Raw genomic sequence first — 21,751 nt, 5'->3', positions numbered from 1 at the left:
TACCTCAAATCTTTCGTTACGTTCTGTTATAAGTAATGATGCCGGCGTGTTAGCCTACGCTTCCTTCGAGCGTCAGGGCCAGCAGTTTTTGTGCCTCTACGGCAAACTCCATCGGAAGCTGGTTCAATACTTCCTTGGCGTAGCCGTTTACGATCAGCGCCACGGCAGACTCTTCGTCGATACCGCGTTGCAGACAGTAGAAGATCTGGTCTTCGCCGATCTTCGAGGTGGTGGCTTCGTGCTCGATGCGCGCCGTGCTGTTCTCTACGTCGATGTAGGGGAACGTGTGCGCGCCGCATTTGTCACCCATCAGCAGCGAGTCACACTGCGAAAAGTTACGGGCGCCTTCTGCGCGTTTCATGATATGCACCTGGCCCCGGTAGCTGTTTTGCGAGTGACCGGCCGAAATACCTTTCGATACGATCCGCGACTTGGTATTCTTGCCGATGTGGATCATCTTCGTGCCGGTGTCGGCCTGCTGGTAGTTGTTGGTTACCGCGACCGAATAGAACTCGCCCATGGAATTATCGCCGCGCAGGATGCACGAAGGATATTTCCAGGTAATAGCAGAGCCGGTCTCTACTTGCGTCCAGGAGATCTTCGAGCTGTCGCCGTAGCACAGGCCGCGTTTCGTTACGAAGTTGTAGATCCCGCCTTTACCTTCTTTATCGCCGGGGTACCAGTTCTGCACCGTCGAGTACTTCACCTGGGCGTCCTTCATGGCATAGATCTCCACGACGGCCGCGTGCAGTTGGTTCTCGTCACGCTGCGGGGCTGTACAACCTTCCAGGTAGCTTACATACGAGCCTTCGTCGGCAATGATAAGCGTACGCTCGAACTGACCCGTGTTGGCGGCGTTGATACGGAAGTACGTGGAAAGCTCCATCGGGCAGCGTACGCCCTTGGGTATATAACAGAATGAGCCATCGGTAAAGACGGCGGAGTTCAATGCAGAAAAATAGTTATCGTTCACCGGAACCACCGAGCCCATGTATTTCTTCACCAGGTCGGGGTGCTTTTGCACGGCTTCGCTAAAGGAGCAGAAGATGATACCCAGCTCGCCGAGCGTTTCCTTAAAGGTAGTGGCAACGGATACGCTGTCGATCACCGCGTCTACGGCAATGCCGGTAAGGCGCTTTTGCTCGGTCAGCGAGATGCCCAGCTTTTCAAAGGTCTTGATCAGCTCGGGATCGACATCCTCCAGGTTCTTGGGCGTTACCTTCTGCTTGGGGGCAGAATAGTAGATCACGTCCTGGTAGTTGATCTCCGGGAATTTCACATTGGCCCATGTGGGCTCTTTCATCTTGGTCCACTGCTGGTAGGCTTTAAGACGCCACTCCAGCAACCACGCCGGCTCGTTCTTCTTGGCGGAAATAAACCGGATGATATCCTCATTTAATCCCTTCGGGGCGGAATCCGTCTCGATGTCTGTCGTCCACCCGTGCTCGTACTCCTTTGACGTGAGCTCTTCCAGTACCTGATTGTCTTTACTCATAGTGATCAAGTAGTCTATTTAGACTAATTTTAAACAACCTACAAAATTACTAACAAAAAAGGCATTTTAAGGTTCCTGGGCCTTCTTATTTATTTGAAATTGTTTGATCGACGAGGTTCAGGCTGCGGTCCAGGCTCTCTTCCAGGGAGATCATGGTCTCGGTGCGTTCAATGCCTTCCACTTGCTGGATCTTGTCGTGCAATACCAGTTTGAGGTGATTCGTATCCTTACAATGGATCTTACAGAACATGCTGTAATTGCCGGTTGTATAATGGATGCTGGTGATCTCCGGGATGGCTTTGATCTTGGCGATCACCTGGTCGTACAAGGCGCTTTTCTGAAGGAAAATCCCAATGAAAGCGGTGATGTCGTAGCCCAGCTTGGCGTAGTTCACTTTCAATGTCGTTTTCTCGACAATGCCCGCTTCCTCCATCTTATTCATCCGTACGTGCACCGTTCCACCCGATACGAAGGCTTTTTTGGCTACTTCGGTGTAAGGCTTCTTGGCATCCTGCATTAAAATCTCCAGAATCTTCAGGTCTACATTGTCAACTTTATAATTTTCTGCCATGCGTAAAATTGGTTGTTAGTGTTAATTCAAAAATATGAAATAATATTGAAAAGTATACAATTATTGGAATCATTTATTGATTCCGGTACCAGTTAATGTGTTACTTTGTTACATAATTTACAACGAGACAGAAACAAACACACACGCTTGCTCACACAAAAATAAACATCTTGTAGGGTGTTGAAACTGGCAGACAAGCCCTCCGGTCTCGAGGGTGGAGGTAACGGAATAAAGTCCAGCCTTTGGCGACCTAACCGCTCCGTGGAGGTTCGAGTCCTTCTCCTACAGCCGCGCACACGCACACACAAAGATACACATTGTAGGGTGTTGAAATTGGCAGACATGCCCTCCGGTCTCGAGGGTGGAGGAAAAGGAACAAAGCAATGCGCTGATCCCGTCATTTTCTGGAATACAGGGTCAGTACAAAGCCTAACCGCTCCGTGGAGGTTCGAATCCTTCTCCTACAGCAGCTCAGTTTAGGTTAATGAGTTATTCTAGAGCTACCCGTTCCGGTTTTCCGGAACGGGTTTTTTTATGCACTTTGCCCGTCGTCCAACACGTGTTCATGGCCAAATTCTTACATTCCTGTTTGATTTACTGCGAACAATCGTTTGCTTTGGATTATTAAAATTTGATACGACACGCGTCTGATTAACTATGAAAGATTTTCCGTGGTTTAAGCATTATCCCCCTCAGGTTGCACATGAAATAAAGCTCTATGAGTACGACTCGCTGATCGAGCTTTTCGAAAAGAGTGTGGAGCGTTTCCGCGACCGGGTTGCTTTTGAAAATATGGGGGTCACGCTAACCTTCGGACAGGTTGACGAGCTGTCGGGGCATTTTGCCGCCTACCTGCAGAAAGATCTCGGCCTGAAGAAAGGAGACCGCATCGCCATTCAGATGCCCAACCTGCTGCAGTTTCCGATCGTATTCTTCGGCGCCTTGCGTGCAGGCCTCACCGTGGTGAACACCAACCCGCTGTACACGCCGCGCGAAATGGAACACCAGTTCAAGGACGCCGGCATCTCGGCCATCGTCATCGTGGCCAACTTTGCCAGCCACCTGGAAAAGATCAAAGACAACGTACCCTCGCTCAAACATATCATCGTCACCCAGCTCGGCGACATGCTGGGCGGTCTGAAAGGCACGATCGTAAACCTGGTGGTGAAACACATCAAGAAGATGGTGCCGGCCTATCACTTGCCGACCGCGCTTTCGTTTAAGGAAGTCATGAAGAAGGGAGCGTCGTTAAAGCTCGATGCCCCCAAACTGACAAACGACGATCTGGCGGTATTGCAATACACCGGCGGCACGACGGGCGTTGCCAAAGGCGCAAAGCTTTCGCACGGCAACATCGTGGCGCATAACTCCATGATCACCCAGTGGTTCCAGCCCTACTTACAGGATACACGCGGCGGCGACGACCTGATCATCACGGCCATCCCGATGTATCACATCTTCGCCCTGACGGTAAACGGTTTCCTGATGTTCAGCACCGGGGTAAAGAATGTGCTGATTACCAACCCGCGCGATATGAAAGGTTTCGTGAAGGAGCTGGGCAAACACCGGTTCACGATCATCACCGGGGTGAACACCCTGTTCAACGGGTTGCTCAACAACCCCGACTTTAAGAACCTCGACTTCTCGCACCTGAAAGGCTCTGTGGCAGGCGGCATGGCGTTGCAAGACGCCGTGGCCAAGAAGTGGGAGCAGGTGACACGTTCGGCGTTGATCGAAGGCTATGGTCTGAGCGAGACCTCGCCCGTGTTATGCTGTAATCCCCTGGACGGCAAACATCGCCTGGGCACCATCGGTCTGCCGATGCCCAACACAGAGGTGGCGGTGTTCGATGACGACGGCAACCGGCTGGCGGAAGGCGAGACCGGCGAGCTGTGCGCCCGCGGGCCGCAGGTGATGTCGGGGTACTGGCAAAAAGACAATGAAGGTGTATTCTTTCAAAAAGAATGGTTCCGCACGGGCGACATCGGCATCATGGACAAAGACGGCTTCTTCAAGATCGTCGATCGTAAAAAAGACATGATCAAGGTATCGGGATTCAACGTATACCCCAACGAGATCGAGAACGTGCTGGCGGGACATCCCAAAGTACTGGAGGTCGCGGCCATCGGTGTGCCCGACGAAAAGTCGGGCGAGGTGATCAAGGTCTTTATTGTAAAGAAAGACCAGAGCCTGACCGAAAAAGAGGTGAAAGATTACTGCCATGAAAATCTGACGAATTATAAAGTACCGAAGCTGGTGGAGTTCCGCACGGAGCTGCCGAAGACCAACGTCGGGAAGATCCTGCGTCGCGCGCTGAAGGAAGAAAAGGCCGCGGCGGCCTAGTATACTGCTTTTACGAACCTAACAAAAAGACACTGCCTATGATGGGCTTTTTTGAACATCAGTACCTCTCGTACAAAAAGAATCACATCAAGAACCTGCTGGCGCTTGCGAAAGTGGATGGGCATATGCACGAGAAGGAAGAAGCGTTGCTGTACAAGATCGGCCGTCGCTACGGTTTGAAGGATCGCCAGGTGCAACAGCTCGTGGAAAGCAACGAGCAATACGTGCTCAACGTTCCCGACAATCACCATGATAAAATGAACCTGCTGTACGACCTTGTGCTGATGGTGTATGCCGACGAGGTGGTGGATGAGCATGAGATCCGGTTCTGCCAAGACGCCGTGCGCCAGTTCGGTATGAAAGAAGAGCTGGTGCAATGGTTGTTGAAAGAATTCGATCGCGGCACACCGCCACCGCCCGACGACTGGGATCAGATCAAACAGCAGGCAAAGGAGCGATTCCTCGCACAGCCGGTATAATTAGTCGTAGCGCTGGCAGTGGCTGCCGTGCCAGATCAATTTCTGATCGGCAATGTTTTGCATCGACGTCGACTCGTCGAGTCGCTGGCCATCGCATGTCCAGAGCACGGGCATCCAAAGGCACGCCGCGCAGCACGAGCCTTGTACAATAACGATCCGATTCTCGTACGTACCGGTGTAAAGGGTGATCTCATCACCTTCTTCGCTATTTTCCAGCGCCGCAATTTTGTCACGAAGCCATGCCAGGTTCTCTACCGGATTACAAACACCACAAACGCGGTCACTTCCGTCGTCACAAGCGGATCCAGTATCGTCGTCGCTGCCGCAGGCCAATACTCCGGCAGAAAACAGGAGAACGGTCAACGGCCGAAGAATGAATGGTATTTTTACCATATGTAAGTAGGTTTATGTGGTAATAGACACGAATACCGTAGGAACGGTTGGAAACGTTTTTGGGCACAATTCGTGTTAGTATACAGACGGCATCACGGCGGCTATTTTTTACACTTTTCGTTTTAACCGTAGCCGATTAAAAGTAACTTAGGCCCGCGTGGAGACCAGCGTATGGATGAATTCAGAAAATTAACGACGCAAGAGAAGGCATTGCGTATCAATCTCAGCAAAGCGATCTACGGCTCGTTTGCAGAGATTGGGGCAGGACAGGAAGTAGCAGCCAATTTTTTCAAAGTTGGAGGAGCTTCCGGCACCGTTGCCAAGACCATGTCGGCGTACGACATGAAATTCAGTGACGCGATCTATGGTGTAGGAGACCGGTACGTGTGTGAAGACCGGTTGATGCGCATGCTCGACCACGAGTACGTGCTGCTGCCCGAGCGTTTACCGCACCGCATCGAGACCACGCGCTTCTTTGCCTTTGCCGACACCGTGGAGGTGCTCAACTACGAGCGTACCAACCAGGGTCACGGGTGGATCGGACTGCGGTTTCAGCTGCACCCGCAAAGCGAGCCCAACGACTGCGTTATACACGTCAAGATGCACGACAACGACCCGCTGCAGCAACAATATTCGCTGGGCATCGTGGGCGTTAACATGATCTACTCGTGCATGTTCCTGAGTGACCCGGAAGAAATGCTGATGTCGTTGCTCGACGGGCTTACGGCACGCCGCATCGAGATCGACATGTTCCGTATATCGGGCCCCGACTTCAAGCACGTAGACAACCGCCTCATGGCGCTGAAGATGGTGAAGAACGGCCTGACCAAGGCCGCCATGTTCGGCCCCGACGGCAACGTGATGCAGCCCTCGGACGAGCTCTATAAAAAGAATGTGCTGGTGCTGCGCGGCCGCTTCCGTCCGCCGACCCACGTCAACGTCGACATGTTGCTGACTTCGCGTCGCCATTTTAAACAAGAACCCGACGTTACCCGCTCGAACATCGTACTGCTTTCGGAGCTTACGCTGAACGATCTGAGCTCGGAAGGTACGGTCGATGAAAAAGACTTTCTGCACCGTGCCGACATCCTCTGCTCGCTGGGGCAGAACGTTATGATCTCGAACTACTTCGAATATTACCGCCTGGTGGAATACCTCTCCAAGATCACACGGGGTAAAAAGATCGGTATCATCATGGGCATCTTCGCCTTGCAAAAGGTATTTGATGAAAAGACCTACGAGAACATCCGCGGCGGTATACTCGAGTGCTTTGCCTCGCTGTTCGGCACCAATGTCAAACTGTATGTCTATCCGGCCCTGCGTCCGGACGCATCGCTCTTTACGCTGAAGAATTTTGAGGACGGGCTCCCCGCCAACCTCAAGAACCTGTTCCGGTACCTCATGGACAACAACAAGCTCGAGGACGTGAGCGATGCCGACACCCGCAAGCTGCACATCATCTCCGACAATGTGCTGGCGATGATCCGCAAGGGCGAGCCGGGATGGGAGAAGTTTGTGCCGCACAAGGTAGAAGAAGCGATCCGCGACCAGCACCTGTTCGATCTGCCTTCCGGCGATACGGCCGATGTTACCATCGTGCCCGAAGCACAGCCTTAGCGTTTTTGTTTATGGCGCCCGTCCTGGAAGTAACGCCGCGCTTCGGCCATGACTTTCGGTGCCAGTACCATGCTCGTGATCATGGTCGGTACGGCCATGAGCGCAAAGGCAATGTCGATGACGTAGAGCATGGTCTCCATAGACGCCACGGCGCCCACCACGATCATCGCCAGGTAGACGTAATCATAGCCGGCGCTATAACGCTCGTCGATCAGAAAGGCCAATGCTTTTCGTCCGTAGTAACTATACGAGAACAACGCACTGATACCAAACACCAGTGTACACACCAGCAGCACATAGTGTCCGCCCAGGGGCATGGCTTTTCCATACGCTTCGGCGGTTAACGTGATACCCGATGATCGGCTGGTCTGCCAGACGTCCGTCACCAGGATCGCCAGCGCGGTCAATGTGCACGACACGATCGTATCGATCACGGGGCTGAGCATCGATGCCAGCCCTTCCTGTACGGGAGCCGAGCTTTTGGACGCGCCCATCGCCATCGGCGCCGTGCCGATGCCCGCCTCGTTGGAGAACGTAGCGCGACGCACCCCCAGCATAATGATACCGCCCAGCATCCCCCCGAGGAACGGTTGCCCGTGATAATGATGCGCAGCAAAGGCATCCTCAAAGATCATGGCCAGGTACCGCGGCACGCGGTCGGCATACGCCACCAGGATGATCATCACCGAAGCAAAGTGCAGCACGATCATCACCGGCACCAGCCGACCCGCCCAGTTGCCGATGCGTTGGATACCGCCGACGATAACCGTCGATGCAATGGCGCAAAGCACGATGCCGATGAAGAGCTTATTCGTACCGGCCGATACACCGCCCACAGGCTGGGCGTTGAACCCGATATCGAAGATGGCTTGTGTAAGCTGGTTGGCCTGATAGATCGGCAAAGCGCCTACCATGCAACAGAGACAGAACATCACGGCCCAGGGCTGCCAGCGCTTGCCCAGGGCCTCGCGAATGACATACATGGGGCCGCCTTGCAATTCGCCGTTGCTGTCCTTGCCGCGGTAGAGGCTGGCCAGCGTGCTGGTAAAGAAGTTTGTCGACATCCCGACGATCGCCGTGACCCACATCCAAAAGAGGGCACCCGGGCCGCCCAGGGCGATGGCCGTCGCCACCCCGGAAAGATTGCCAATGCCCACGGTGGAAGCCAATGCCGTAGAGAGCGCTTTGTACGCACTGATCTGCCCGGGAGCGTCCGGATCGTCATATTTTCCGCGCAGCACATCGATGGCGTGTTTGATATGCCGGAAGTGGATAAACCGGGAATAGAGCAAAAAGAACAAACCACCCCCCATGATCAGGAACAGTACCGGCCACCAGATGTAGCCGGATAGATCGTCCAAAAAGGACTGCAGGGAGAAAAGGGCGAATAGAGAACAAGAACGCAACTGAATCTACTTTAGAGGCTCAAAAGTAATAAAAAGGAGTTATTTCCTACTTGATGAGTAGATTATTGGCATGGTGGAATGCCGGAGTATGCGCCAGCAAGCGAGCATACCTATTCCAACGCGATCCACAGCTCATAGCAACCTTATATCGAAGCTATTATAATCCCTGACGACAGAAGAAAATATTACGCCAGCCACAGCGTTATAAAAACATTCTGTGAAAAACGGGTTATACCATTGAAAATTTGGTCTTAATACCTGGCAGATATTTTGATATACTGATGGATGGAATGTCCGGAGCACAAAAGACCCCTCAAGTCTTATAACCACTAAACTAATGTATCGGACCGTGGAGAATGGAAATGTAATGGAACGTCAGAACGAGGAGTTGCGAAGGGTCAATGCCGAGCTCGATCGCTTTGTGTACAGCGCCTCGCACGATCTGCGCGCTCCCCTGATGAGTGTCAAGGGCTTGCTGAACATGATCAAGCTTGATACAGAAAAGAAGCACACCGATCTGTACCTGGCGCTGATCGAGAAGAGCGTAGGCCGGCTGGATGACTTCATCACCGATATCATCCAATACTCGCGCAACACGCGCACCGATGTGGAAGAAAAGGAAGTAGACCTCGCGGCCCTGCTGCAGGAGTCCTTGGAAGCCTTGCGGTTTATGGAGGGCGCCGAGCACGTACGGAGCACGCACTACATCGACATCCGCGCGCCGTTCTATTCAGACGCCAGCCGCATGTTCATGGTCTTTAACAATATTATCTCCAACGCCGTACGCTACCGCAACAGCACACGCCAGGATTCGTTCCTCGACGTGCATATCAGCGTTGATACCGAGCGGGCACTGATCCGCTTTTCCGACAACGGGATCGGCATTGCGCAGGAGCACCAGGAATCGATCTTCGATATGTTTTTCCGCGTCAGCAGCGAAGGGCAGGGGTCGGGCCTGGGCCTGTACATCGTTAAAGATGCTGTTGCCAGGTTGCAGGGCACCATCAGCGTGCAATCGGCCACCGGCAAGGGCACGACGTTCATCGTGGAAATTCCCAACCACCTGGGCCAGGCCCGTCTCCAGGCTTAGTCGTCCCTCCCGAAAGGAGACCGGCGGCTGACTATTGGAAAATTGCAATTAGCCCGTAACTTCGTTACAAAGTGTGGGCTCTTGGGGACTATCAGTGATAAGGAATTCAGCTCGTTACTGGATGCAACGTTGTTCTCGAGCATCCTGGATAGCATTAACGAGGCGATCTGGGTGATCGACTTTAACAAGTCGCATCCGTATTGGTTTGCTTCGTCCGCCAACAAGCGGAAATATGCCGTTCCGCAAGATCCGATCTCACCCAACTTCTGGCGTGACAACGTACATCCCGACGACGCCGAGCGTGCAGTAAAAGGATTCGAGCAGGCACTGCAGGACCCGGCCTGCAGCAATTTTGTACATGAGTATCGCTTTTGCGGTGCCGGTAATAACTATTACGTCATTCACGATACCATGCGCTTTCTGCGAAACGAGCACGGCATCGCGCAGCGTGTGATCGGCAGCTGGCGCGACGTGAGCGAAGAGCGGATGCGCGAGCAGAAGCTCGAGCAGGTCCTGAGCACACTGGAAGACGAACGCAACCGCTTTAAACTGATCGCCGAGCTCTCGAGCGCGGCCATGTGGGAATACGATATACCCAACAACCGCTTGTCGTGGATGTCCGGCAGCTCGACCCTGGAAGAGTTTGGTTTTAACAAACCTTCCTACAGGCTGCAAGACTGGGTGGAAGGGATCCATGAAGAAGATCGCGAGCGCGTCGAGCAGAACTTCGACCGCGCCATGGCGACGGAAGAAAGCTTCTTTGATACCTACCGGTTTAAAAAGGCCGACGGAAAGATCGCCTACGTCATCGACCAGGGCACGTTTTTGCGCGATCCGTTTGGCAAGGCCTATAAAGCCGTGGGCAGCTGGGTCGATATAACCCGCGAACGCCTGCGCGAGCTCCTGCTGGAAGATACCTTGCAACACCAGCGCAGCCTGAACTATTCGCTGCAGGTGCGCGAGGAAGAGCTCGCGTCGACGGAAGAGGAGCTGCGCCAGATCAACGACCAGCTGCACATCAACATCCGACAGCTGTCCGAGCGCGAGTTTATCCTCAATCAATCACAAAAGCTTGCCAAGATCGGCAGCTGGGAGTACGACGCCGAGCATAAGACCATGTTCTGGTCGGCGGAGATGTATAATATCTACGGTGTCGATCCTTCCTTTAATTGCAGCGACTTCGAAGAGGTGAACCGGCTCTACGAAGATGGTAGCGAGGCCGTGGTGAGCCAGTCGTTCACGACGCTGTTGAAGGATCACCGGCCGTCCGACATCACTGTACAGCTTAAAACGCCCCTGGGTTATCATAAGTGGGTGCGGATCACCGCGCACCCGTTGCTCGAAGACTACGGCGTGCGCCGCATCCTGGGGCTGACGTACGACATAACGTATTTTAAAGAAGCCGAGGAACGGCTGCGCTCCAGCGAAGAGAAATTTTCCAAGGCTTTTCGCTTTAGTCCCGACCTCATGTCCATACACCGCGAGCGCGACGGTGTGCTGGTAGATGTGAACGACAACGCGTATACGGTACTGGGATTTCGCAAGGAAGAAATTGTCGGCAGGCCCGTACAGGAATTGGCGCTGTTTATCCATCCGTCGGTCCGCGAGAAGTTCTACGACACGTATTTCAGAAACGGTCATGCGCAGGTGGAGACGCAGTGGCGGCGCAAGGACGGGAGCCTGATCGATGTCCTGGTGACCAGCAACCGCATCGAGATCGAAGGAGAGGGCCACCTGCTGAGCGTGGTCAAAGATATATCCGAGTCCAAGGCTGCTGAAGAACGTTTCCGCAAGGCTTTCGATCTGAGCCCCGACCTGATGATGATCTTCCGCGAGCACGACCTCGTGTTGATCGATGTGAACAGTAAGATCGAAATGATCTCGGGCTATACGCGCGAGGAAGTGATCGGCCGGTCGTCCACCGACTTCGAGATCTGGGTGGACAAGGATATGAAGCAAAAGTACTTCGAGTCCTACTTCCAGGAAGGCGGGGTGACGCTGGAAACGCAGTTCCACGGCAAGGACGGCCGTCAGTTCTTTGGTTCGGTCACGACCAAACGCATTCAGCTATCGGGTGAAAATCACATGCTGGTGGTGGTGCGCGACATGACCGAGCGGAAAAAGGCGGAGGAAAAGATCATCGAGAACGAAGCCAAGCTGGATGCCATCATCAACAACACCGACATGAGCATCTGGTCGCTGGACCTGCACTATAAGATCACGGCGCTGAACCGGTCGTTTCACGAAATGGTACAGTACAATACCGATCAGGTACAGTTCGGGGTGGGGCAGAACGTGCTGGATATCTCGCGGCAATTTCTGCCGGAGGAGTACGTGCAATACTGGAAGATGTTGTACAACCGTGCCTTTGCCGGGGAGTCGGTGCTCGAGGAATCCGACCTCAACGGCCGGGCTATTCTTGCCTCGTTGCATCCGATCATTGAAAACAACCGCATCATCGGGGCATCGGTCTACGCCCAGGATATTACCGAGCGCAAGCAGAAGGAGGAGGAGCTAAACCGCAAGAACCTCGAGCTGGCCGAAGCCAACAAAAAGATCGGGGGCCTCCGGCTGATGGCGCTGCGGTCGGTCATGAACCCGCATTTTATTTTTAACGCACTGAACTCCATACAGTTCTTCATTGCCAAGAACGACCGGCAAAACGCGATCAACTACCTGTCGACATTCTCCAAGCTGATCCGCGGCGTGTTGAACCACTCGGTCAACGACAAGATCAGCATTGCCGACGAGCTGGACCTGTTAAAACACTACATCAACCTGGAGATGGTGCGATTCGAAAGCAAATTCGAATTTGTGCTGGAGGTCGACCCTGAGCTGGATAGTGAAAACATCGAGATTCCCTCGCTGCTGATACAGCCCTACGTAGAAAATGCCATTCTGCACGGGTTGTATAACAAGCCCGGCAAGGGGCTGCTGAAGATCTGTGTGCGGTATGATGCCGAGCGCGTGCTGTTCATTGTCGAAGACGACGGCATCGGCCGGGAGGCAGCCCGCCAGTTGCGTGAAAAGAACTTCCCAAAACATACGTCCATGGGCACGGTGCTGACAGAAGAACGGTTGCGACTTATCAACGAGCTGAGCAATGTTTCGTTGGGAATAGACGACCTGGTTCATCCCGATGGAAGCGCCGCTGGTACAAGAATAAGTATCTGGGTAAGATTTTAAATTTGCCGGTACTGGATTTCAGGATACTTTTGGTAAATTAGGTCTGACCTTCTCTATGATCACAAGTATAATTGTCGACGACGAGCTCAAAAGCAGGGAGAGCCTCAAAATTCTGCTGGAAGACTTCTGCGAAAACGTGACCGTTAAGGCCCTTTGCCAGAATATTGCCGAGGCGATCGAAGCGATCCAGGAGAACAAGCCCGACGTGGTGTTTCTTGACATTCAACTCCAGCGGGAAACGGGGTTTGACCTGTTGACGCGGCTGCCGGAAATCGACTTTGAAGTCATCTTCACCACGGCCTATTCGGAATACGCCATCAAGGCCTTCCGGTTCTCGGCCATCGACTACTTGCTCAAGCCCATCGATATAGAGGAGCTCAAGCGCGCGCTGACCAAGGTCGAGAAGCGCAAGGGTGACACGATTGCCACCCGGTTGCAGCAGCTCATGCAAAATCTGCGCACCGGTTCTACCGACAACTATAAGCTGACCTTGCCGACGTCCGATGGATTGCTCTTTGTAAAGATCCAGGACATCCTGTACTGCGAAGCGTCCAGCAACTACACCGAGATCACCTTTGCCGATGGCAAGAAGTGTATTGTAAGCCGGACACTGAAAGAGTACGAAGACCTGCTGGCAGACCATAACTTTTATCGCATTCATAATTCCTACCTGATCAACCTGAACGCCATCAAAAAATATGTGCGGGGAGAGGGGGGCTATGTCATCATGAACAATGACAAATCCCTGGACGTCTCCAAACGAAAAAAAGAGGGCTTTTTGTCTCGCATCGGCACAAAACTCTGATCGGGACCATCCGCTCATTCACGACGGCCACTTGCTCAATACCCATTCCTGGATACCCGGTGCCCGGGTAACATTGTATTGGCAATTGTCTTCCGCCGTCATTACTTTTTGATTTCATCTACTCCTTAACACCACACCGCATGAAATTCCTCTCGTACGCCCTGATCAAGAAAAACTACCTCGACACCCTTAACCAACGGATAGCCTCCGGGCAGCAGGAGGTGGCGGGGGCCACACGCTTTGTCAAGGAGATCGAACAGGGTAACCTCGAAGTGCAGTACAACGGCGACGATAAGGTCGACAACGGAAACCTGCTGGCGTCGTCCCTGATCAGCATGCGCGATCAAATGAAGCGGTTCTCGCAGGAGGAGCGTCAGCGCAACTGGGTGACAGAAGGCCTGGCCAAGTTTGTGGACATCCTGCGTTCGAAGAACGACGACATCAAGGTGCTGGCCGAAGACATCATCAGCAACCTCATAAAATACATGGGTGCCAACCAGGGGGCGTTGTACGTGGTCAACGACGACCGCCACGACGACATGTACCTGGAAATGCTGGCTTGCTATGCCTACGACCGCAAGAAACACCTCACCCAGCGCATCGAGATCGGCGAGGGGGTGACCGGCCAGGTGGTGTTGGAAAAACGCACCACCTACCTGACGGTTATTCCCAAAGACTTCATTCGCATAACCTCCGGCCTGGGCGAGGCCTCGCCCAAGGCGCTGCTGATCGTGCCGTTGAAGATCGAAGAGCAGGTGCTCGGGGTGATCGAGATCGCCTCGTTCACCGAGATCAAGCGGTACAAGATCGACTTTGTGGAAAAACTGGCCGAGAGCATTGCCGCCACGGTGCTGGCGGTAAAGACCAACGACCGCACCCGCAAGCTGCTGGAGGAGACCCAACAGCAGGCCGAGCAGATGCGCTCGCAGGAAGAGGAGATGCGGCAGAACATGGAGGAGCTGGCCGCCACGCAGGAAGAGATGCACCGCGTGCTGACCGAAGTGCAGGGCAAGGAGCGTTACATGATCGACCTCATCGATGCTTCGACCGATTCGATCCTGACGGTGGACAAAAACATGCAGATCATCAACTGCAATACCCAGTTCCGGTCCACCTACGCCGGCATGGATATCGGCAAAGGCTTTGACCTCACGCGTATTTTCGCTACCGCCGAAGAAAAAGAGCGTTACCGGGGCCTTTACCAGCGTGTGTTCGAAGGCGAATCCTTCGAAATGACAGACCACGTGCGTGTCAACGGTACGGATATGTATTATCAGCTGTCGTACAGCCCTATCCGCAACGATGCCGGCGACGTCATGGCCGCCGCGGTCTTCGCCAAGGACGTAACGCAAATAATAAAAGCCAAGAACGATGCCCAGCATCAGTCGGAAGAGCTGAAGGCGCAGGAAGAAGAGCTGCGCCAGAACATGGAAGAGCTTTCCGCCACCCAGGAGGAAATGCAGCGGATCCTTCAATCCGTACAAGCGCAGGAACGGTACCTGAACGAGCTGCTCAACGCGTCGACGGATTCCATTTACACCCTGGATAAGGACCTGAAGCTGATTAGCTACAACAAAGCCTTTGGCGCGGCCCTCGAAGGCATGGGCGTACCGTTGCAGAAAGGCTTTGAGATGCTGTCGCTTTTCCCCGAAGGCGAGGAGCGCGAAAAGCAACGCGCGCTATACCTGCGGGCGCTGAAAGGAGAGACCTTTGAAGTGACCACCGACTATACGGCCAACGGTGTTACGTCCTACCACACCAGCATCAACGCGCCGCTGTACAACGATGCCGGCGAAATCTTTGCGTTGGCGTCCTATTCACACGAGGTGACGCAACAGGTGGAGATGCAACGGCAGACGCAGGAAAACGAGCGATACCTGAACGAGCTGATAAATGCGGCGACGGACTCGATCTACACCCTGGATAAGAGCTTCCGCCTGATCAGCTTCAACCGAGTCTTCGGTGATGCCCTGGAAAGTATGGGCATACCGTTGAAGAAGGGGTTTGAGATCCTGTCGCTGTTCCCCGACAAGGCGGAACAGGATAAACAGCGGGCGTTGTATGAACGCGCCTTGAAAGGAGAGTCCTTCGAGGAGATCTCGACCTATAGCTCCAACGGCGAGACGTCATATTATGCCAATAGCTTTGCGCCGCTGCGCAACGAGGCAGGCGAGGTATTTGCGATCGCCGGCTTTGCCAAAGACATCACCGAGCGTGTAAACCTGCAAAAGCAGGCGGAAAAGCGGGAGAGCGTACTGGGGCTGACCACGATCCTGTCGGAAGCAGATGAACGCGGCGTCATTACGCTGGTGAACGACAAGCTCTGTGAGGTGTCCAAATACAAACGCGAAGAGCTGATCGGCAAGCCGCACAGCGTCTTCCGGCACCCCGATATGCCGAAGGAATTGTTCAGCCTCTTCTGGCAAACGATCAAAGCCGGACAGGTGTTTAAAGGGATTATTAAGAACCGCGCCAAGGACGGCACCCACTATTGGGTGGACGCCACGATCGTACCGGTAAAAGACGACACCGGCAAGATCGTGCAATACATCGGAGCGCGGTATCATATTACGGACGATACCCTCGCGCTGACCCTGTATAACAGGCAGGCGGAGGCGTTAAAGCTTCCCAAACTTTTCTGATGCAACGGAGTGATGACAGGGAACGAAAGGTGATGCAGGACTATGAATGGAACATTCCGGAGCAGACGCTCCCGCCGGCGTTGATTGCCGAGAGTGATATTGTGCGCAACCTGGCGACGATCTTCGAAGACTCGGTCATACTCGACGGCCGCTTCCGGATCGCGATGGTCAGCCACCCCATCCTGCGTACGCTGGGGTACACCGCCGGGGCGCTCGAAGGGCAAAGCATCAACTACCTGGGCGGCGCGGACGAAGACCTGCAGCCGATGTTACAGGCAGCGTTGGGCGCGGGTTTTTTTAAGGAGATCGTCGTTTCGCTGCAGACCAGCAACGGCCAGGCCGTTGTCTTTGGCTTGTCCGGGTTTTACCTGGGACTGATCAGCGATTACAATGGCTACATTGTTCTGAAGCTAAAGAACCTCGACATCGTCCGTCAGCTCCACCAGCAACTGGCGGAAAACCGCAGAGCATTGGAGGATTTCGTTTATCGCACGTCGCACGACCTGCGCGGGCCGGTGGCGAACATCCGGGGGCTGATCCGCCTGCTCAAGAATCGCCCCGACGATACGGAGCTGGGGCTGCTGGCCGATATGCTGGAGGCCAGCGCCACGCAACTGGATGACCGCCTCATCAAACTGCTGTACCAGGCAGATTTCGGCCATCAGCAGCCGTTACCCATCCACCCGGCGACGCAGCCGTAGACCCGGCGACTTCTTCCGCCTGCTCATTTGCTTCTCCCACCTGCTCATTTCCTCTATCGGTCGCCTCGGGGCCGCCGTATATTTGTAGCACATACACAGTAAAATTCTCCTGTATCATAGGTTTTGGGTTTAAGGGTTACAGGAATTAGAAAGCCCCGCTGGCAGACGGCCACGGGGCTTTTCTGCTTTCAGGGCCGTGCCATTCGGGCGTACGACGGTTAAACCGCGTCAGACACTTACTCCCCCGTTTCCAGCCGCTTATCGTCGGAACCCGTACGTTGATCGACAGAACTCCCCACTTAATAACTCAGTCCGCCCACCTAATCGCGCGCGCTGTTCCCATCCGGGGTTTCAACGTTAATTCGAACATATTTCAATACTCCCCCGTATGAAACAAACCATTCTAGTAGTAGACGACTTTGCCAGCATCCGCGATTTTGTATGTGAAACGCTCCAGCGCAAAGGGTACCAGACACTGGGCGCGGCCAACGGCAACGAAGCATACAAGGTCCTGACCGAAACAGAGGAAGTAAACCTGGTCCTGACCGACTACAACATGCCCGACTGCACGGGCTATGAACTGCTCAAAAAGATCAAAGATAACCCGACGGTGTCGAAAGTACCCGTCATTTTTTTAACGACCGAATCGAACCCGGACAAGATGCGTAGCGCCAAGGAGGCGGGACTGACGGCGTGGATTAAAAAACCATACCGCTCGGAAACGTTCTTTGCACAGATAGAAAACGCGCTGTCCAATGGACATTAACCAGAAGCGGTTCATTGAGGACGCGCTGGATCTGCTGAACGAGCTCGACGAAGGATTATTACAGCTCGAAGCAAACCCACATGCCAGTGCCCCCCTGGAGCAGGTGTTCCGCACCATGCATACCATCAAGGGCGGCGCCAACATGTTCGGGTTTGAAAACATCGGGAGCCTGGCCCACCAGCTGGAGACCTTGTACGACTACGTGCGGCAGGGAAAAATGCAGGTGTCCGATGGATTGATCAGCATCACCCTGCACGCATTCGACAAAGTGCGGGACCTGCTGAAAGAAAAAGATGCTACTCGCATCAACAATAGCGACGCGCTGAAAGAGCATTTACAGGTAGCCATGGAGTTCCTGAAGGCTGCTGAAGCCACCGGTGACCTTGCCGACCTCTCGGGCACTACGGTTTCGAAGGACGAACTGGCTACCTTCTTTCTGCGCGTGTCGCCGTCTGTCGCACTGACGGAAGATGGCAACCATCCGCTTATCTTCATCTTACAAGATATAGCGATCCTGGGCAACTGCCGTGTGCTGGTGCATAAACATCCGTCGGGAGAAGTAGCGCTGTGGGAGGTGATCATCGCCACGACCACATCCCAGGCGGAGCTCGAGAGTTATTTCATGTTCGTCGAGAACGAATGCGCGGTTGAATACATCCGCCTGGCTCCCGGCGACCTGTTTGAAGATGCGGCGTTCACCGAATACCTGGACGCGCTGCAAGGACAGCCTGTCGCGCTGGAACAGCTCCAACCGATCCTGGACCGGCGTCAGACCACCTATACGGCGCCGCTGGAGGAAGAAGGCGAAGGTGATGCCGCTGCCGGGCGTAAACGTGTCGCTTCCGACAGCTTTATAAAAGTAAGCAAACGCAAAGTCGACGACCTGCTGAACTGGATCAGCGAGCTGATCATCCTGCAGGCGCAGCTGTCGAACACCGCTTTGTCCCTGCAGCATCCGGCGCTGACGAACGTGACCGAGCAACTGGAAATGATCACGGGCCGCCTGCGCGATACCTCGCTGGAGATAGGCCTTGTGCCGGTGGAAACATTGGTGACAAAATTCAAGCGCCTGGTGCGCGATCTTTCGCGGCAGCTGGGCAAGAAGGTAAACTTCCTGAGCGAGGGCGCCGAGACGGAAATGGATAAAGACGTGATCGAGCTGATGGCCGACCCGATGATCCACATCATCCGGAACGCCATCGACCACGGTATCGAAACACCCGAAGTGCGCAAAGCGGCCGGTAAGTCCGAGCACGGTGCCGTCAAGCTGAAAGCATTCAACTCGAGTGCCTATGTAAACATCGTCATCAGCGATGACGGAAAAGGAATCTGCAAAGAGAACGTTCTGAAGAAGGCGCAGGAGAAAGGCCTGGTGGCCGCCGACGCCAACCTGACGGACGACGAGATATACGATCTCATTTTCCATCCCGGATTGTCTACAGCATCACAGATCTCCGATGTATCGGGTCGTGGTGTGGGGATGGATGTGGTCAAACAAAAGATAGTAGAGCTGCGGGGAAGTGTCTCGGTAAAGAGCCAGCCGGGACACGGAACCGTCATCCACATCAAACTGCCGTTGTCGCGATCGATCATCGAAGGCCTGCTGGTAAACGTAGCGGAAACACGTTATGTGGTACCGATGAATGTCGTCGAGCGTATCGACCGGATACCGTACGCGGAGCTTTGCCGCGATAACAAGGTCAACAAAACAGTCGTCGTCAATGAAGAGCCCTTGTTTGTGCTCTCCCTGCGCGAGCAGTTCCATGCGGGGCTGCCCCCGCCGCGAACGACCGATATAATTTCGGTGCAGGTAAACGGTGCGCGCAAGGGTATTGCCGTCGACAAGATCGAAGGCAAGATGCAGACCGTCATGAAGCCCCTGGGGGACGTCTATAAGCACCAGGACTTTATTTCGGGGAGTACGATCCTCGGTAATGGGAACCTCGCCCTGGTACTCGATCCGGCGCGTTTGTTTTCCATGAGCGTGAATACAATCACTGTCTAACTATAATGAGTAAACATTACGAATCACACGCATACCTGACCTTCTCGTTGGGCGAAGAGAAATTTGCCATCAGCGTGGAGAACGTCCAGGAAGTCGTGGAGCTGGAGCAGGTCACCAAGGTGCCGAATGCCCCCGACTATATGCTGGGCATCATCAACCTGCGGGGCAGGGTGCTGCCGCTCCTCGACACACGCATGAAGCTCGGCCTGCAGCGAACGGAGATCACAAAAAAGAGCCGCATCATGATCCTGGACCTGACGACGGAAGAAGACAAGAGCTTGCAGGTAGGCGCCTTGGTAGATATTGCCAAGGAAGTCATCGAGCTGACGGCAGACGATATACAAGAGGCGCCCGACTTCGAGAACTATAAAACACACGCGCCGATTACCGGCGTCGTAAACAACCGCGGCGACATTACCATGATCATGGACATTGCCCGGATCTTCTCCACGGCAGACATCGTACAGCTCAATACACTTAACTAATATACCACGGCTTTAATCTTTATTATCTATGATGAATAATTTGACGATCCGCACCAAACTGATAGCAGCGTTCACCACCCTGCTGATCCTGATGGGCGTGATCTTTGCAATCTCGTATTCCAGTATCAGCGACATTAACGACAAGCTGAACGAAATCACCGACAAGACCGCCGTGCAGCTGCAATTGATCGGCGACATTGAAGTAAATTTAACAGAGATCAGCCGCGACCAGAAGAAGCTGATCCAGGCCGAAGACCTCGAGAGCATGAACGCCATCAAACGTTCCATCGATGGATTTACGCAAGAGCTTACCGGCACAATGGCAGAGCTGGAAAGCATCAGCGGGGAAGAGACGGTAGTGAAGATTAAAAATCTGCGGGCCCGCGTGAACGACTTTTTGAATGCGGGTTCGAATGTGATACAGCTGGCCATGGAAAATTCAGAGATCCAGGCGGCGTTGTTATCTGACAACGAAGCGTATGTAGAATATGCAAAGGTAAAATCGACATTGGAAGAGTTGATCGCACGCCTGAACGCTGGGGGCGACAAAGCACAGCTCGACAGAGTATACCAGATCCGGGGCTACCTGGTGGAGTTAAAGAATTCGGAGAAGACCCTCATCGCCGCCGAGACCGAAGAAGCAAACAAGGCCGTTATCCAGAAGACAGGGGAGATTGAGAACAAGATCGAGATCCTGGGTACGGCCATCGGCGGCAGCCTGGTGGGCGAAAACAAAGCGCTCTTCGACAAATACCAGATGCAGTATAGCAACTTCTATAACCTGCACCTGCGTGTGCGCGACCTGGCGCAGAAGAACTCGAACACTCGCGCCGAGGCTTTATCGGAAGGCGAAGTGGAGAAGCTCGACGACGCATCCGACGCGGTGCTGAGCGAGATCGAGGCCGATATCGAAGGCAAGCTGGCGCAAGACCGTATTACGGTCGACGAAATGTACGCCAGTACGATCCGCACGATGATGATCATCATCATCCTGGCCATCGTCATCGGTTCACTGGTAGCGATCTGGTTGTTACGTGACATCACCTCGTCGTTGAACGTAGCAAAAGATACGATCCGTAAGGTCGGCAAAGGCGACTTCGGTGCCGATGTGCGCATCGAGAAGCAGGACGAGATCGGCGATATGCTGCAGGAGCTTCAACTGATGGTGGAGAAGCTGCGCAACAGCGTGGAAGTGGCCAAGCTGGTATCCAAAGGAGATCTGACCATTGACTTCAGCACCATTCGCAACAAAGGCGGTGACCTGGACGACGCATTGGAAACCATGGTGACCAACCTGCGCGAGATCGCCACGACGATCTACAACGGCGCCGAAAACGTGTCGGCGGCCAGCCAGCAGGTGGCGTCGGCCTCCCAGCAGATGTCGCAGGGTGCGCAAGAGCAAGCCAGCGCATCGGAAGAAGTATCTTCTTCGATGGAGCAGATGGTAGCCAACATCCAGCAGAACACCGACAATTCACGCGAGACCGAAAAGATCGCCAACAAGGCGACCAAAGATATACAGATCAGCGGCGACGCCGTGTCAGAGACCGTGGAAGCGATCACCAACATTGCCGAGAAGATCGCCATCATCGAGGAGATTGCGTCGAAGACCGACCTGCTGGCGCTTAACGCGGCCGTAGAAGCCGCCCGTGCCGGCGAACATGGCAAAGGATTTGCCGTCGTGGCTGCCGAGGTGCGCAAGCTTGCCGAGCGCAGCCAGAAGGCCGCCGCGGAGATCACCGAAATATCGTCGAAGACCGTGCGCGC

General features: G+C 54.1%; 16 protein-coding genes. 12 read left to right on the top strand and 4 right to left on the bottom strand.

Going from position 1 to position 21,751, the window contains the following annotated elements:
- Positions 1-49 precede the first annotated feature (49 nt).
- Together sufB and KK078_RS07295 are read right to left on the bottom strand one after the other, a co-directional pair.
- The gene (sufB, locus tag KK078_RS07300; protein ID WP_254089597.1) at positions 50-1,495 is read right to left on the bottom strand and encodes a Fe-S cluster assembly protein SufB; all 1,446 of its coding nucleotides are present in this window, start codon (positions 1,493-1,495) and stop codon (positions 50-52) included.
- Positions 1,496-1,580: 85 nt separating this feature from the next.
- Positions 1,581-2,066: an Lrp/AsnC ligand binding domain-containing protein gene (locus KK078_RS07295; protein ID WP_254089596.1), complete on the bottom strand. Its 486-nt coding sequence runs from the start codon at positions 2,064-2,066 to the stop codon at positions 1,581-1,583.
- Between the two features lie 657 nt (positions 2,067-2,723).
- Here KK078_RS07295 and KK078_RS07290 point away from each other — a divergent pair.
- Both KK078_RS07290 and KK078_RS07285 read left to right on the top strand, forming a co-directional pair.
- A complete protein-coding gene (locus KK078_RS07290; protein ID WP_254089595.1) occupies positions 2,724-4,409 on the top strand; it encodes an AMP-binding protein in 1,686 nt (561 codons plus the stop codon).
- Positions 4,410-4,447: 38 nt separating this feature from the next.
- Positions 4,448-4,888: a tellurite resistance TerB family protein gene (locus KK078_RS07285; RefSeq protein ID WP_254089594.1), complete on the top strand. Its 441-nt coding sequence runs from the start codon at positions 4,448-4,450 to the stop codon at positions 4,886-4,888.
- Here KK078_RS07285 and KK078_RS07280 read toward each other — a convergent pair whose 3' ends face one another.
- On the bottom strand, positions 4,889-5,281 hold the full coding sequence (locus KK078_RS07280) for a hypothetical protein (protein WP_254089593.1): 393 nt from the start codon (positions 5,279-5,281) through the stop codon (positions 4,889-4,891). It lies immediately after the preceding gene.
- A 171-nt stretch (positions 5,282-5,452) separates the two neighbouring features.
- Between KK078_RS07280 and KK078_RS07275 the strand changes: the two genes are divergently transcribed.
- Positions 5,453-6,898: a TonB-dependent receptor gene (locus KK078_RS07275; RefSeq protein ID WP_254089592.1), complete on the top strand. Its 1,446-nt coding sequence runs from the start codon at positions 5,453-5,455 to the stop codon at positions 6,896-6,898.
- Here KK078_RS07275 and KK078_RS07270 read toward each other — a convergent pair.
- Positions 6,895-8,259 (bottom strand): alanine/glycine:cation symporter family protein, encoded by a 1,365-nt coding sequence (locus KK078_RS07270; RefSeq protein ID WP_254089591.1) that lies wholly within the window; start codon positions 8,257-8,259, stop codon positions 6,895-6,897. The two genes, KK078_RS07275 and KK078_RS07270, sit on opposite strands and share 4 nt — an antisense overlap.
- Positions 8,260-8,641: 382 nt before the next feature.
- Here KK078_RS07270 and KK078_RS07265 point away from each other — a divergent pair, with 382 nt between their 5' ends.
- The 9 genes from KK078_RS07265 to KK078_RS07225 all read left to right on the top strand — a co-directional run.
- Positions 8,642-9,394, top strand: a complete 753-nt coding sequence (locus tag KK078_RS07265; RefSeq protein ID WP_254089590.1) for a sensor histidine kinase — start codon at positions 8,642-8,644, stop codon at positions 9,392-9,394.
- Between the two features lie 81 nt (positions 9,395-9,475).
- Complete coding sequence (locus KK078_RS07260) at positions 9,476-12,580, top strand: PAS domain S-box protein (protein ID WP_254089589.1); 3,105 nt, start codon at positions 9,476-9,478, stop codon at positions 12,578-12,580.
- A 55-nt stretch (positions 12,581-12,635) separates the two neighbouring features.
- A complete protein-coding gene (locus KK078_RS07255; protein WP_254089588.1) occupies positions 12,636-13,385 on the top strand; it encodes a LytR/AlgR family response regulator transcription factor in 750 nt (249 codons plus the stop codon).
- A 140-nt stretch (positions 13,386-13,525) separates the two neighbouring features.
- Positions 13,526-16,027, top strand: coding sequence for a PAS domain-containing protein (locus KK078_RS07250; protein WP_254089587.1), 2,502 nt, complete (start codon positions 13,526-13,528; stop codon positions 16,025-16,027).
- Complete coding sequence (locus tag KK078_RS07245; RefSeq protein ID WP_254089586.1) at positions 16,027-16,728, top strand: histidine kinase dimerization/phospho-acceptor domain-containing protein; 702 nt, start codon at positions 16,027-16,029, stop codon at positions 16,726-16,728. Before KK078_RS07250 ends, KK078_RS07245 begins: the two co-directional genes overlap by 1 nt.
- A gap of 388 nt (positions 16,729-17,116) precedes the next feature.
- Positions 17,117-17,494 carry a response regulator gene (locus KK078_RS07240; RefSeq protein ID WP_254089585.1) on the top strand — a complete coding sequence of 126 codons (378 nt, stop codon included), beginning with the start codon at positions 17,117-17,119 and terminating at the stop codon, positions 17,492-17,494.
- Positions 17,484-19,499 (top strand): chemotaxis protein CheA, encoded by a 2,016-nt coding sequence (locus tag KK078_RS07235; RefSeq protein ID WP_254089584.1) that lies wholly within the window; start codon positions 17,484-17,486, stop codon positions 19,497-19,499. Before KK078_RS07240 ends, KK078_RS07235 begins: the two co-directional genes overlap by 11 nt.
- A gap of 5 nt (positions 19,500-19,504) precedes the next feature.
- Positions 19,505-19,984, top strand: coding sequence for a chemotaxis protein CheW (locus tag KK078_RS07230; protein ID WP_254089583.1), 480 nt, complete (start codon positions 19,505-19,507; stop codon positions 19,982-19,984).
- A 28-nt stretch (positions 19,985-20,012) separates the two neighbouring features.
- Positions 20,013-21,751: HAMP domain-containing methyl-accepting chemotaxis protein (locus KK078_RS07225; RefSeq protein ID WP_254089582.1), on the top strand; the 1,739-nt coding region annotated here is incomplete at its 3' end.

This window comes from Dawidia soli, from assembly GCF_018598185.1.
In the GTDB taxonomy this organism is placed as follows: Bacteria; Bacteroidota; Bacteroidia; order Cytophagales; family Cyclobacteriaceae; genus Ohtaekwangia; species Ohtaekwangia soli.
This window is presented reverse-complemented; position numbering and strand designations above follow the sequence as displayed.